This is a genomic window from Nonomuraea sp. NPDC049400, from assembly GCF_044466425.1.
Taxonomy (GTDB): Bacteria; Actinomycetota; Actinomycetes; order Streptosporangiales; family Streptosporangiaceae; genus Nonomuraea.
Genome location: NZ_JBITMP010000017.1, coordinates 66,432 through 79,885, shown reverse-complemented (window position 1 = coordinate 79,885; position 13,454 = coordinate 66,432). Strand labels below are relative to the sequence as shown.

12 protein-coding genes are annotated in these 13,454 nt (G+C 71.5%); 8 read left to right on the top strand and 4 right to left on the bottom strand.

What is annotated here, in order from left to right; all coding sequences use genetic code 11:
- Nucleotides 1-160: 160 nt before the first annotated feature.
- Genes ACIBVN_RS26650 through ACIBVN_RS26640 form a run of 3 tightly spaced genes read left to right on the top strand, consistent with a single transcriptional unit; the run spans nt 161 to nt 4,528 of the window.
- Nucleotides 161-997, top strand: a complete 837-nt coding sequence (locus tag ACIBVN_RS26650) for a hypothetical protein (RefSeq protein ID WP_397140776.1) — start codon at nt 161-163, stop codon at nt 995-997.
- Complete coding sequence (locus ACIBVN_RS26645; RefSeq protein WP_397140774.1) at nt 994-2,601, top strand: hypothetical protein; 1,608 nt, start codon at nt 994-996, stop codon at nt 2,599-2,601. Before ACIBVN_RS26650 ends, ACIBVN_RS26645 begins: the two co-directional genes overlap by 4 nt.
- Before the next feature lie 40 nt (nt 2,602-2,641).
- Nucleotides 2,642-4,528, top strand: a complete 1,887-nt coding sequence (locus tag ACIBVN_RS26640) for a glycosyltransferase family 2 protein (protein ID WP_397140772.1) — start codon at nt 2,642-2,644, stop codon at nt 4,526-4,528.
- Here the strand turns inward: ACIBVN_RS26640 and ACIBVN_RS26635 are convergent, their stop codons facing one another.
- Together ACIBVN_RS26635 and pseB are read right to left on the bottom strand one after the other, a co-directional pair.
- Nucleotides 4,529-5,653 carry a DegT/DnrJ/EryC1/StrS family aminotransferase gene (locus tag ACIBVN_RS26635; protein ID WP_397140770.1) on the bottom strand — a complete coding sequence of 375 codons (1,125 nt, stop codon included), beginning with the start codon at nt 5,651-5,653 and terminating at the stop codon, nt 4,529-4,531.
- On the bottom strand, nt 5,653-6,627 hold the full coding sequence (gene pseB, locus ACIBVN_RS26630) for a UDP-N-acetylglucosamine 4,6-dehydratase (inverting) (protein WP_397140769.1): 975 nt from the start codon (nt 6,625-6,627) through the stop codon (nt 5,653-5,655). Before pseB ends, ACIBVN_RS26635 begins: the two co-directional genes overlap by 1 nt.
- Nucleotides 6,628-6,730: 103 nt before the next feature.
- On the opposite strand from pseB, the gene ACIBVN_RS26625 reads away from it, so the two are divergent.
- Both ACIBVN_RS26625 and ACIBVN_RS26620 read left to right on the top strand, forming a co-directional pair.
- Entirely contained in the window at nt 6,731-7,459 is a 729-nt protein-coding gene (locus ACIBVN_RS26625; protein WP_397140767.1) for a cytidylyltransferase domain-containing protein, read from the top strand.
- Nucleotides 7,456-8,421 (top strand): PseG/SpsG family protein, encoded by a 966-nt coding sequence (locus tag ACIBVN_RS26620; protein ID WP_397140765.1) that lies wholly within the window; start codon nt 7,456-7,458, stop codon nt 8,419-8,421. Before ACIBVN_RS26625 ends, ACIBVN_RS26620 begins: the two co-directional genes overlap by 4 nt.
- On the opposite strand, the gene pseI is transcribed toward ACIBVN_RS26620, so the two are convergent.
- Both pseI and ACIBVN_RS26610 read right to left on the bottom strand, forming a co-directional pair.
- A complete protein-coding gene (gene pseI, locus ACIBVN_RS26615) occupies nt 8,402-9,445 on the bottom strand; it encodes a pseudaminic acid synthase (RefSeq protein WP_397140763.1) in 1,044 nt (347 codons plus the stop codon). The two genes, ACIBVN_RS26620 and pseI, sit on opposite strands and share 20 nt — an antisense overlap.
- Complete coding sequence (locus ACIBVN_RS26610) at nt 9,442-9,933, bottom strand: GNAT family N-acetyltransferase (RefSeq protein ID WP_397140761.1); 492 nt, start codon at nt 9,931-9,933, stop codon at nt 9,442-9,444. The genes pseI and ACIBVN_RS26610 overlap by 4 nt, the downstream gene beginning before the upstream one ends.
- 146 nt (nt 9,934-10,079) lie before the next feature.
- On the opposite strand from ACIBVN_RS26610, the gene ACIBVN_RS26605 reads away from it, so the two are divergent.
- The 3 genes from ACIBVN_RS26605 to ACIBVN_RS26595 are packed head-to-tail and all read left to right on the top strand — an operon-like array spanning nt 10,080 to nt 13,452.
- A complete protein-coding gene (locus tag ACIBVN_RS26605) occupies nt 10,080-11,525 on the top strand; it encodes a glycosyltransferase family 2 protein (RefSeq protein WP_397140759.1) in 1,446 nt (481 codons plus the stop codon).
- A gap of 48 nt (nt 11,526-11,573) precedes the next feature.
- Nucleotides 11,574-12,392 (top strand): CDP-alcohol phosphatidyltransferase family protein, encoded by an 819-nt coding sequence (locus tag ACIBVN_RS26600; protein ID WP_397140757.1) that lies wholly within the window; start codon nt 11,574-11,576, stop codon nt 12,390-12,392.
- 22 nt (nt 12,393-12,414) lie between these two features.
- Entirely contained in the window at nt 12,415-13,452 is a 1,038-nt protein-coding gene (locus ACIBVN_RS26595; RefSeq protein WP_397140755.1) for a sulfotransferase family protein, read from the top strand.
- The last annotated feature ends 2 nt before the right edge of the window (nt 13,453-13,454 follow it).

Below are 13,454 nucleotides of genomic sequence, written 5' to 3'. Positions count from 1 at the left end.
TCACTCACTCTCTGTCCTCAAGCCGCGACACAGTGTAGCGGCATCTGGGCAGTGAGGAAAAACCAAGACCCCGTCTCCAGTAATGGAACCGTATAACGGCGGGTGGCGCCCGTTGCGGGCTGGGAATGTCGGACGGGACGCGGTCCACCGTACGGGGGGAATGATGGACGAATCCAATCACTGGTACGGGCACTCACGCATACTCAGCAGATACTGCGGCCTGCCGGAGGAGTCGCCGAAACGCATCCAAGGATTCCTCCAGCACGGCTGGAACTATCTCCACGGATTTCCGCCCAACGACCACTGGTGCAGCCCCGGATATCCCCGTTTCATCTGGTCTGACGTGCTGCGCCGCCGCGGCTGGTCCATGGGCCGCAGAGGACACTACCTCATCGGCGCGCCCTGGATTTACCTGCTTCACCTGGAGCCTGAACTGGGCGTGGTACCCGAGCGCAAGGGTACGATCTGGTATCCCTTTCATGGCTGGGAAAAGCATTCCGTCAGCGGCGACCACTCCCGCTTGGCCGACGAGATCCGAAATGTCGAGACCGGCCGGGTCACGGTCTGCCTTTATTGGCTGGAATTCGCGAATCCGGACATTCGGCGGGCGTACGAATCGAGGGGGTTCCGGGTCATCTGCCATGGCGAGCGTGGCTCCCGCTGGGAGGGAAAGGGCCGCGACTTCCTGCGCAAGCAGCTGGTCCAGTTGCGGCGCCACCGCAGGGTGGCCTCCAACCGGCTCGGCAGCGCGCTGTTCTACGGCGCCTCGGTGGGGTGCGAGGTGGCCGTGTACGGGGATCCGATGCAGTTCGAGGACGAACGTCCCGAGTACGGCGGGACGGCGCGCCGCATGCGGCTCTGGCCCGAGCTGCACGGCACACACGTCGACCGTGAGCTGGCGGCGGAGGTGGCGCGGCGCGAGCTGGGATTTGACTATCAGGCGACACCTGAGGAGCTACTGCGAATGTTCGGATGGAAGCGAGTGCGGTCTGTATGAGCACGCATGAGGCGCCCGAGAACGTCCGGCTGATCGGTGGGGAGATGCTGCTGTGGTCCGACCTGTCCAACATGGGCGGCATCACGGACTGGCGGGGCGCGGCGTTCGAGCTGATCAGACGGCTCATCCCGGCGAGCGGCCGGGTGCTGCTGGCCGGGCCGCATCCACAGGGACTGGTGGACGAGGTGGTCTCGCGGGCCCCGTCGGCCGCCGTGCTGCTGCGCTCCTACCCGGACGCCTGCGCTCTCGGGGAACGGCATCCGGGGCTGGCGGTCTACTGCGGGCGGCTGGAGGTGTTCGACGCGGAGGAGCCGTACGACCTGGTGCTGGCGCTGGACGGGCTGCTGCGCACGCACTCCGCTGAGGCGCCCGCGGCGGCCTGGCGCGAGTCGCTCGGGGCGCTGGCCGGGCTGATCGCGCCCGGGGGGCGGCTGGTGCTCGGCGTGCGCAACGACCTGGGCGTCGACCGGTTCATGGAGGCCAGGCCCGCGGACCGCGAGGGCGGCGACGACCAGTGGGCGCCGCACGGCTTCGACCCGACCTACCCCGGCGGTCCCGCGGCCCTCGACAGGGGGCTGGAGTCGGCGGGGCTGAGTGTGCGGCGGTGCTACGCGGCCTATCCGGTCAGGCAGGCGCCCCGGGCGCTGCTGTCCCGCGAGGCGCTGGCCGCCGACCTCCCGGACGCGCTCACGTTCCCGCTGAGCGCGCGGGGCGGCGACCGCATGCTGGTGGCCGACCCGCTCCGGCTGACCCGCCTGGTGTTCCGGCACCGCCTGGGGGAGGAGCTGGCGCCACTGTGGCTGGCGGTGGCGACAAGCCCGCCACATGACAGCGAAGCCGCTGGCGCGGAGCTGCCGCTCGGGCTCGTCGAGGAGGGGGCCGCGCTGTACGAGCTCACTCCCGTCGGCGCCAAACGCCTCCCGGACGGCGACGAGCGCCCGATCCCGGCGGGCCGGGTCGTGGAGGAGATCCTCGTCGAGGCGTGCGCCCGCGAGGACGTCAAGACCGTGCGCGAGCTGCTGCAAGAGCTGGCCGAATGGCTGGAGGCGGGCGGCGACGTGTCGGCCGCGACCGACAGCCTGGTCTACGACGGCGAGCGCTTCGCGGCCATCAGCCCCACGGCGGGCCCGTCCACGCCGCCCGAGCCGAGAGTCGTCCTGTGCAGGATCCTGTGGCGGTTCGCGGTGCGGCTGCTGGCCGCCGGCCATCACCACCCGTGGCCGTGGCCCCTGGAGGCCGACCAGCTCACGCTGACCCTGTGCGGCATGGCCGACCGTCCGTGCGACCAGGGCGACCTCGATCGTGCCCGCAAGCTGGACGCCGAGCTGGGCTGCCCCGCCGACGAGCACGTGCCCACGTACCGGGACCTGCTCGGGGCCCGCGACCGCCTGGCCGACCAGCTGACCGCGGCCCTGGCCCGGATCTCGCGCCTGGAGACCAAGCTCTCCTACCGGGAGCGCGAGCTGGTGCGGGCGAAGGCCAAGCTGCGCAGGAGCCAGCGCAAGGCGTCCGCCTACCGCAAGACGCTCGGATACCGCCTCTCCCGCCGCCTGGCCCGCCCCCGCAAGGTCGCCCGCCGGGTCATCCGCCTGCTGTCCGGATAGCCACAGAGAAACGGATAACCACCCAGAAAGAGGAAAGCGTGTGCCGGTTCTTTCGGTGATCGTCCCGTTCTACAACGTCGAGAGGTACATCGGACCCTGCCTGGACTCCATCGCCGCCCAGACGCTGGACGACCTGGAGGTCATCTGCGTCGACGACGGCAGCGTCGACGGCGGCCCGGCGGTCGTCGAGTCCAGGCTTGCCGATGACCGCCGGATCAGCCTCATCAGGCAGGACAACCAGGGCGTGGGCCGCGCCCGCAACGTCGGGGTGCGCCGGGCGACCGGCCGCTACCTCGCCTTCGTGGACGGCGACGACACCGTGCCGCGCGACGCGTTCAAGCGCATGGTGTCCTCGCTCGAAACCACGGGCTCCGACCTGGCCTGCGGAAACGTCATGCGGCTCTACCGCAACCTGCTCATGCCGTCGTGGGCCCACAGGGAGGCGTTCGCCAGGCCGATCAAAGGCACCCACATCACCCGCCACCCGCTGCTGATCCGCGACCGCATGTTGTGGAACAAGGTCTACCGCCGCTCCTTCTGGGAGCGCCTCGGCCTGAGCTTCCCCGAGCGCATGTACGAGGACCAGCCGGTCGCCGTGGCGGCCCACGTGGGGGCGGAGAAGGTGGACGTGCTGGCCGCGATCGTCTACCACTGGCGGCAACGCGACGAGGAGGGCACCTCGATCACCCAGCGCTGCCTGGAGCCGGACAACCTGCGCGACCGCCTCCTGTCCGTGCTCGAGACCGCGGCCATGTTGAGCCGCGGGGCGCCGGACCTCAAGACCGACTTCGACCGCGACACGCTGGACATCGACATGTCCGTCGCCGTGGAGGCCATGGCCACCCTGGGCGCGGCGGCGGACCCCTCCCTGGTGGACCTGGCCGTCCGCTACCTCGACGGCGTGTCGCGCGAGGCCTGGCAGAGCATCCCGTACGGGCTGCGCCTCCAGGCTCACCTGCTGCACCGGCGCCGCCTGGCCGAGCTGGCGTACGTCTTCGCCCAGGACCGCTGCGGGCAGCTGCAGCCCCGGGTGGGCTCGGCAGGGCTGCTGCGCAGGCGCTGGTACGGCAGGCACCCGTCGATGCCGGAGCACCTCTCGGAGGTCTCCGGCGAGCTGGCCCTGGTCGCCAGGCTGGTGAGCCTCGACTGGCGCGACGGCGTGCTCCACGGGGCGGGCCGCGTGGGGTTGGGCAGGTTCGATGTGGGAGAGCTGCGCCGGATGCGGGTCAGGGTCTGGCTGGAGGAGCGCAGGACCGGCGAGAGCGTGCTGCTCTCCGACGAGGAGAGCGCGCCCACCTGGGAGAGCGTCGCGCAGGAGGAGGGCGGCGCGCTGCCGGAGCACGCGTTCCCGTTCAGGTTCGCGTTCGACCCGGCCGCACTGACGCCCGCGCAGCTGGCCAGGCGTGGCCGCTGGGACCTGTGCGTGCGGCTCAGGGGCCACGGGCTGCGGCTCGACGGCCGGGTCGCGGGACCGCGCTGGTTGCCGCCCCTGATCCCCGCGCCGCGGCTCAGCAAGGGCGTGTGGCTGGTGCCGGTACGCAGCCCCAGGGGCGCCTGGGGCCTGCGTCTTCGCACGGCGCAGGCGATCATCGGCGAGTGCCGGGTGGACGACGGCGACCTGGTGTTCTCGGGTGAGCTGTCCGACTTGGGCGACGGGGAGCCGGTGGTCAGGCTGCGGCGCAGGAGCGACGGCGAGGAGATGTACTTCCCGGTGACGCTGGCGGGCCAGGACTTCCAGGCGCGGGTGCCGCTGGCCGACATCGACGAGAGCGTCGGCCACGAGTCGTGGTGGGAGGTCGTCATCGACCAGGGCAAACCCATCCGGCCGCTCGTACGGACCAGGGAGCGGCCGGTCGCGACCGTCGCGGACCGGCGCTTCCTCGTCGACCGGGGTGAGGACGGCTGCCTGCTGCTGGCCGAGCGCTAGTCAGGTCAGGATGCCCGTGAGCGTCTCCACGACCCGGTCCTGCTGGGCGTCGGTCAGATCGGGGAACAGCGGCAGCGACAGCTGCTCGGCGTAGTAGGCCTCGGCCCGCGGGCAGAGCCCCCGCCGGTAGCCGAGGTCCTCGAACACCGGGTGCCAGTACGCCGGCAGGTAGTTGACCTGCACGCCGATGCCGGCGGCCCGCATGCGGTCGTAGACCTCGCGCCGCCGGCCGTCGCGGACCCTGACCGGGTAGAGGTGCCAGCTCGGCCGCACGTACGCGCGCTGGGCCGGCAGCGTCAGCCCCGGCACGTCGCGCAGCAGCGTGTTGTAGCGCGCGACCAGCTCCGACCGCCGCTCGCGGAAGGCCTGCAGACGCCCGAGCTGGCTGAGCCCGAGCGCGCACAGCACGTCGGGCAGCCGGTAGTTGAGCCCGAACTCGTGCACCTCCTGATGCCACCCGCCCACGTCCGGCTCGCGCTGGCAGGCCGGGTCCCTGACCAGGCCGTGGTTCATGAAGCGGGCGGCCCGCAGCAGCAGCGCGGGATCGGCCGCCGCGACCGCGCCGCCCTCGGCGGTGGTCACGGTCTTGGTCGGGAAGAAGGAGAACGTGGTCAGGTCGGCGACCGCGCCCACGGGCCGGTCCTTGTACGCGGCCCCGATCGAATGCGCCGCGTCGGCCACCAGCACCGCCCCGGCCCGGTCAGCGGCCGTGCGCAGCTCGTCGTAGTCGGCGGGGTGGCCCGCGTAGTCCACGGCCGTGACCGCCCGCGTCCGCCGGCCGACCAGCGCGGCGACCGCGTCGGGGTCGAGGTTGCCCGTGTCGGGCTGCACGTCGGCGAAGAGCACCCGCGCGCCCAGCAGCGCGGCCGTGGCCGCCGTGGCCACGAACGTCAGCGGCGAGGTGACCACCTCGTCGCCCGCCCGCACCCCGGCCGCCACGTACGCGACGTGCAGCGCGGCCGTCCCCGACGTGACGGACACGCACGGCACACCGCCCGTCCAGCGGGCGAGCTCCGCCTCGAACCGGCCGACGGCGGGCCCGGTGGTCAGCCAGTCGCCGCGCAGCACCTCGGCGACCGCCTCGACGTCGGACTCGGCGATCGACTGCCGCCCGTAGGGGAGCATCAGCCGGCCGCCATGGCACGCAGGTCGTCCACCGAGAGCCACTGGTCGTTGGTGTCGGAGCGGTAGGTGAACCCCTCCGGCAGCACCTCTCCGCCCGGCGGCGTGTAGCCCCAGGTGGCGATCGTGGGCTGGACGATGTACCGGTCGGGCAGGCGCAGCGTCCGGCGGCCGTCGTCGGGCGCGATCATCTCCTCGTGCAGCTTCTCGCCCGGCCGGATGCCGATCTCGTAGATCGTGCTGTCGGGCGCCAGCGCCTCGGCCAGGTCGGTGATGCGCATGCTGGGGATGCGCGGCACGTAGAGCTCGCCGCCCCGCATCAGGTCGAACGAGTCGACCACGAACCTGACGGCGTGGTCGAGTGTGATCCAGAACCTGGTCATGCGCTTGTCGGTGATCGGCAGGCTGGTGCCCTGCTCGGCCAGGCGCAGGAAGAACGGCACCACCGAGCCCCTGCTGCCGACCACGTTGCCGTAGCGGACGACGGAGAAGCGGGTCTCGTGTGCGGCGGCGTAGTGGTTGGCCGAGACGAAGAGCTTGTCCGCGACCAGCTTCGTGGCCCCGTACAGGTTGATCGGGCTGGAGGCCTTGTCGGTGGAGAGCGCGACCACCTTGCGCACGCCGCAGTCGATGGCGGCCTCGACGACGTTCTGGGATCCGGCGACGTTGGTGCGGACGTACTCGAACGGGTTGTACTCGGCAGTGTCGACCTGCTTGAGCGCCGCCGCGTGGACCACGTGGTCGACGCCGTGCATGGCGCGGGTCAGCCGGTCGCGGTCCCTGACGTCGCCGATGAACCAGCGCAGGCGGTCGTCGTCGCCGAAGAGCTGCCTGAGCTCGTACTGCTTGAGCTCGTCGCGGGAGAAGACCACCAGGCGGCGCACTCCCAGCGAGTCGAGGGCGTGGCGGATGAACGCCTTGCCGAAGGATCCCGTGCCTCCGGTGATCAGAATCGACGAACCACTGAGAATGCTCACGTGCCCCCCTGAAATCGCGTTTACACGCTGTAGTCGTTTGAGCAGGCGGTAGCATAGCGCGATCGATTGACCACGCAGAGCCACACGGGGGAATGGGGCTTCGGTGCGTATTGTCGGGGTTGTTCAGGCACGCATGGGCTCGACCCGCCTGCCGGGCAAGGTGCTGCGGGAGCTGGGCGGCAGGTCGGTGCTGGGGTGGGTGGTCCGCGCCGCCCGCGAGGCCGGCGTGCTCGACGATCTCGTGGTGGCCACCACGACCGAGGAGGCCAACGACGCGGTGGTGGCCGAGTGCCGCCGGCTCGGCGTGGCGTGGCACCGGGGGCCCGTGGACGACGTGCTGACGAGGTTCATTGAGGCGCTGGCAGGGCGGCGCGGGGACGCGGTGATGAGGTTCACGGCGGACTGCCCGCTGCTGGATCCCGCCGTGATCAGGGAGGCGGCGCTGGTGTTCCGCGCCGTGCGCGGGCTCGGCTATCTGAGCACGAGTCTGGCGCGTACGCTGCCGCGCGGGCTCGACGTCGAGATCGTGAGCAGGGGCGCGCTCGAGCGGGCCGACGCCGAGGCCACCGGGTTCCACCGCACGCACGTGACCTCCTACGTCTACTCGCATCCTGGTGACCTGCGGCTGCTCGGGCTGGCATACCAGCCGGTCGCCGACGACCTGCGGGTCACGCTCGACACGGAGGACGACTGGCGGCTCATCTCCCGGGTGGTGGACGCGCTGGGCGACCGGTGCCTGCCGTTCGACAGGGTGGTGGGGTGGCTGCGTGCGCGGCCGGAGGTGTGCGGGCTCAACGCCCACGTACGGCAGAAGGCCCTCCAGGACGCGTGAGCGGGGTCGGCTTCCGGTGCGACGCCGGCGTCAGGAGCGGCGTCGGCCATCTGGTGCGATGCGTGGCGCTGGCCGAGGAGCTGTGCGCGCGGGGCGTGCCGGTGGTGTTCCTCGGCGAGGTGAGCGGCTCCGACTGGGCGCGGGCCCAGCTCCGGGAGCGCGGCCTGCCGCTGGTGCCCGCTCCAGGGCAGCCGGCACGTCTGGCGGCGCTGGCCCGCGAGCTCCGGCTGGACGCCGTGGTCCTCGACTCGTACGAGCTGCCGGACGGCACGGGCGCGGCGCTCAGGGGAGCGGGTCTGGCCGTGCTGGCGATCGTGGACGGCGACCCGCTGGGCCAGGAGGCCGATCTCTATCTCGACCAGAACCTGGGCGCCGAGCGCCGCCCCTTCCCCCGGCCCGCCCGCCGCCTGGCCGGGGCCCGTTACGTGCTCCTGCGGGACAGCGTGCGGCGGCGCAGGCGGGCGCGCCGCGCCGGGCCGGTGCCGCGCGTGCTGTGCTTCTTCGGCGGCACCGACAGCGCGGGCGTGGCCCCCGCCTGGGCAGAGGCCCTGCGGGCGACCGGGGCGGCGTTCGAGGCCACGGTCGTCAGCCCGGTGCCGTTCGAGGCGGACGGGCCGATCACCGTGATCCCGCCGACCGACCGGCTGCCGGACCTCATGGCCGAGGCCGACCTCGTGGTCACCGCGGCCGGGTCGGCCATCTGGGAGCTGCTCTACCTCGGCGTCCCCACCGCCCTGAGCTGGGTGGCCGGCAACCAGCTCATCGGCTATGAGGAGCTCGTGGGCCGAGGTGTCGCTGCCGGGCTCGGGCGCACGGCCGACGCCCGGGCCGTCGGCGTGCTGGCCCGCCTGCTCGCCGACCCCGCCGCCCGCGAGGAGCACGGGCGGCGGGGCAGGGGTCTGGTGGACGGCAGGGGCAGGGAACGCGTCGCGGACGCCCTCCTCAGATCAGATCCCAGCTGAGCGGCGTGCCGAACGCGACATCGCGGGTGAAGCGCCGCCCCATCACCTCTCCGGCCGCGTCGGGAGGCAGGCCGCCAGCGGGCCGGATCGAGCGTACGTTCTCCGGGGTCACGGCCTCGCCCGCGCGCACGTCCCGCACCACGTACAGCGACCGGCGGAACCGCAGCCCCTCCCGCTCGGACGGCCGCGGCCCGATGGCCACGCCCCCCAGCGACTGCCACGCCCGCCCGCTCTCCACCACGAGCGCCGCCAGCTCGGCGGGCTCCAGCGAGAAGGCCGCGTCGACCCCGCCCTCGGCGCGGGACCAGGTGACGTGCTTCTCGATCAGGCACGCCCCCAGCGCCACCGCTGCCAGCGGCACCCCGATGCCCGGCGTGTGGTCGGAGACCCCGACCACCTCGCCCGTGAGCGCCGACAGCAGCGGCAGCGACCGCAGGTTGCTCTCGGCGGGCGCGGCGGGGTAGGAGGCCGTGCAGGAGAGCACGGCGAGCTCGGTGCAGCCCGCCTCGCGGGCGGCGGCCAGCGCGGCGTGGATCTCGCCGATCGAGGCCATCCCCGTGGAGATGACGAGCGGCTTCCCGGTGGCGGCCGCGAGCCGGATCAGCGGCAGGTCCACGATCTCCGAAGAAGCGATCTTGTACGCCGGCACGCCCAGCTTCTCCAGGAAATCGACGGCCGTGGGGTCGAAGGGCGAGGAGAACACGATGAGCCCGTGCTCGCGCGCCCGCTCGAAGATCGGCTCGTGCCACTCCCAGGGCGTGTGGGCGCGCTCGAAGAGCCGGTAGAGGGTCTCGCCGCCCCACAGCTCGTGCCCCTCGCCCACGCGGAACGCGGGCCCGTCGCAGTCGATGGTCAGCGTGTCGGGCCGGTATGTCTGCAGCTTCAGCGCGTGCGCCCCGCTCGCCGCCACCGCGTCCACGATGGCCAGCGCCCGCTCCAGGCTCCCGTTGTGGTTGCCGGACAGCTCGGCGACGACGAACGGCGGATGATCGGCGCCGATCGCCCGCCCCGCGATGGAGATCATGTGTGCTCCTTCCTGAGCCGGATGGTCACGACGTCTCGCGGCACGCCGTCGACGTCCCGCAGGTAGGCGCCGACCTCCACGAACCCGAACCGCCTGTGCAACTGCCTGACCGGCTCATTGCAGGCCAGCACCTCGCCGCGCAGCGTCGTCAGCCCGAGCGGCCCGAAGGCGTACTCGATGGCCGCCTGCTCCAGGCCGATCCACGCCCGCAGCAGCGCCCCCGACTGCTCCAGCCCGTTCAGGTCCAGGTAGAAGCCCCAGGTGGCGCTCTCGGACGACAGGCCCGAGTAGGTCACCACGCCCGCGGCGCTCTCCTCGTGCTCGTAGATCAGCACCTGCTTGCGCGTGTCGGCGCGGGTGGCCTCCCACCAGCGGGCGTGCTCGTCCTCGGAGATCTCATGCGTGGTGAAGCTGGCCGCCCGCACGCGTGGATGGTTGCGCCATCGGCGCATGACCGGCAGATCGTCGTCCCGGACGCTTCTCAGCACCGCTCCCCCTACTGATCGTGCTCACCTCATTGCCCAACGTAGCGGATTACGCGTCCGGTAAAGAGCTGATCAGGGCTGCGGAATCCGCGGGGCGGCCGGGGCATGCTGCCCCTGTAGCCGTCCCGAGAGCCAAGGAGCAATTCGGAATGATCCCCCTGCTCAGCGTGGTCGTCCCGGTCTACAACGTGGAGCCGTACATCACGGAGTGCCTGAAGTCGCTGGCCGCGCAGACGCTGGATGACATCGAGGTCGTCCTCGTGGACGACGGCTCCTCCGACGGCAGCCGGCGCGTCGCCGAGGACTTCGCCGCGAGTGACGACCGCTTCGTCCTCCTCGGCCAGCGGAACCTGGGGCCAGGACCGGCCCGCAACGCGGGGATCCGGCAGGCTCGGGGCACGTACCTGGCCTTCGCCGACAGTGACGACGTCGTGCCGCCCGAGGCGTACCGGCGGCTCGTCGGCACGCTCGCGGAGACCGGCTCGGACCTCGCGTGCGGCGCGGTGGGGCGGCTCGTGGACGGCGTGCTGGAGGAGTCGATCCTGCACGAGAAGGCGTTCAGGCGGCCCCAGCTGTGCACCCACATCACCGACAAGCAGGTGCTCATCAGGGACCGCACGGTCTGGAACAAGGTCTACCGGCGCGACTTCTGGGAGCGCAGCGGCCTGGCGTTCGCCGCGGGCATCTACGAGGACGTGCCCGTCGCCATGCAGGCGCACGTCCTGGCCACCAGCGTGGACATGATCGGCGACGTGGTCTACCACTGGCGCAAGCGCGACGCGGGGGAGACCTCGATCACGCAGCGCCGCGCCGAGCTGCCCAACCTGTACGAGCGGCTGACGGCGATCCGCGCGGTCCGCGCCTTCTTCGACGAGCGGGCGCCCGAACTGCTCGACGGCTTCGACGCGCTGGTGCTGGAGAAGGACATCGTCTTCCTGTTCCAGGCGCTGGAGGCGGGCGAGGAGAGCGGCTCGCTGCTGGAGCTGGCCGACGCGTGGCTGGCCGCGCTGAGCCCGAAGGCGCTGGCCACCGCGCCGTCGCTGCGCCGCCTGGAGCTGCACCTGCTCAGACGCGGCATGGTGGCCGAGCTGTGCAAGGTGCGCGAGTTCCGGCGCGCCTGCGAGGACGGCACCCGCATCGTGCCGCGCGGGCGGCGCAACACCAGCTGGTACGGCGACTACCCCTTCTTCCGCAAACGCCGCCGGCTCGGCATCCCCGACGAGGTGTTCGACGCCCGCGACGAGCTCAAGCTGGTCGCCAGGGTCGAGGAGTGCACCTGGACGGGCGGCCGATACCAGCTGCGCGGCCAGGTCGCGATCCACCGGGTCGACCGCAAGGTGAGCAAGGTCAACCTGTGGCTCAGCGACGGCCGCCGCCGCGTGCCGCTGGAGGTGCGCCGCGCGGGCCGCTACGGCATGTCCGCGGTCATCGACCCCGAACGGCTGGAAGGCGGCGGGCCGAGCTGGCGGCTGCAGGTGCGCGGTGAGACCCGCGGCCTCGTGCTCAAGGGCTGGGCCAGGGACGGCGACGCGAACTCGGCGTGGCGGCTGTCCGTGCCGGCTTGGTCAAGAAGCGGCATGGACATGCCCCAGTAGTTCCAGAGAGTAATCGCTCGGGCGCGTCGCGTCGTCATGCTGGAGTCCATGAGGACCTATTCGCTCGATGACGTCTACGAGACACGCAAGCGGAGAGACTCCTGGTGGACCGTCTATTTCGTGGATCCGGTCGCCTGCCGGGCCGCTCTCCCCGTCGCCAACCACACCCGGCTGACGCCCAACGGCCTCACCGTGTTCTCGCTGGTCCTCGGCGCGGTGTCGGCCGCCTGTTTCGCGACGAACTACCTCATAGCGGGCGCGGTCATCTTTTATCTGAGCTTCATGATCGACTGCGTGGACGGCAAAATCGCCCGGCTCAAGGGCACGGGCACGCCGTTCGGCCTCTGGCTCGACTACGTGGGGGACCGGATCAGGGTGGTCCTGTGTGCCGGGGGGCTGGCATACGGGCAGTACGCCCTCACGTCGGATGTGCGCTACATCCTGCTCGGGGCGGCGGTGGCCGTGCTGGACCTGTTCAGGTACGTCAACGCGCCGCAGATGAAGCGGGTACGCGAGGCCGTCAGGGAGGAGCGGGGGGAGCGGGAGCCCGACGAGGATTTCATCGAGCCCCTGGAGCGGGTGCCGCTCACCGAAAGGACGCGGCGACCGCGCAGCTTCCCCAGGCGGCTCAACAGGTTCCTGGCCCGGCACAGGGTCCGCTCGCACCTGATCAGCGGCATCGAGTTTCACGCGGCGGTGTTCGTGGTCGCGCCCCTTGCGGGGGCATGGGCGCTGATCCCGCTCGCCGCGCTGGCCGGCGTGCTGCTGCTGGTCAACGAGATCTTCCTTGTCTACCGGATGTGGCGCTTCACACGCAGGCACGGCGTCGCGTCCTCTCAGGAGAGCCGAGAGCAGGTTCTCGTCTAAGTTTTTCGGGGGTTACAACGAAATGTCCGACCGGCCAGTCTTCGTCATCGGATGTCCGCGGTCCGGCACCACGATGCTCCAGCTCATGCTCCACTCGCACCCCCGCATGGCGGTGCCTCCGGAGACGCGCTTCCTCATTCCCGCCTATTACCGGCGCCGCACGTGGGGCGATCTGCGGACCGTCTCCCGCCGTCGCGCCCTGGCGCAGTGGATCGCGACCGACCGCAGCACGAAGTTCCGCGAGCTCAAGATCGACAAGGACGAGTTCATCAGGCAGGTCGTCGAGGGGCCCGGCTCGCTGGGATCGGTGTTCGGTACGGCCTTCCGCATGTACGCCGACCGGTTCGAGAAGGTCCGCTGGGGGGACAAGCGGCCGAGCTACGTCAAGCAGGTGGACCTGCTGCTCAGGCTCTTCCCCGACGCCCAGTTCATCCACCTCATCAGGGACGGCCGCGACTGCGTGGCCTCGCTGAAGGAGATGCCCTGGTACACGCTCGACTCCTTCCACGCCATCTCCACCTGGGCCGAGGCCATCGACGCGGGCGGCCGCCTCAGGCGCACGCTGAGCGATGACACGTACTACGAGCTGCGTTACGAGGACCTCACCGACGACCCGGCGACCGAGCTGAAGAAGCTCTGCCACTTCCTGGACGAGGAGTTCTCGCCGGCGATGATCTCGCCGCGCGAGGCGGCCAGCGTGGCGGTGCCGCAGCACAAGGTCTGGCACAGCAACACCCACGGCGAGGTCACCCGCAGCCGGGTCGGGAGCTGGGCCAAGCGGCTGGACGACTGGGAGATCGCGGTGGCCGAGCACCTGCTCGGCGACCGCCTGGAGTCCATGGGGTACGAGCTCACCGGCGCTCCCAAGCCGGCCAAGGAGCACGTGACGGCCTGTCACAAGACGATGCAGAAGCGCAGGGCCAGCCGCATGCGCAAGCACATGCGCGACCGGCTCAACCGCCTGCGCGAGCCCAGCCCCGTGGCCGCGATGCTCACCTCGGGCCAGCGTGCCCTGGCGGGCCTGCCCCAGCAGCACCCGGAGCTGACCGAGCCGGTCTAGGG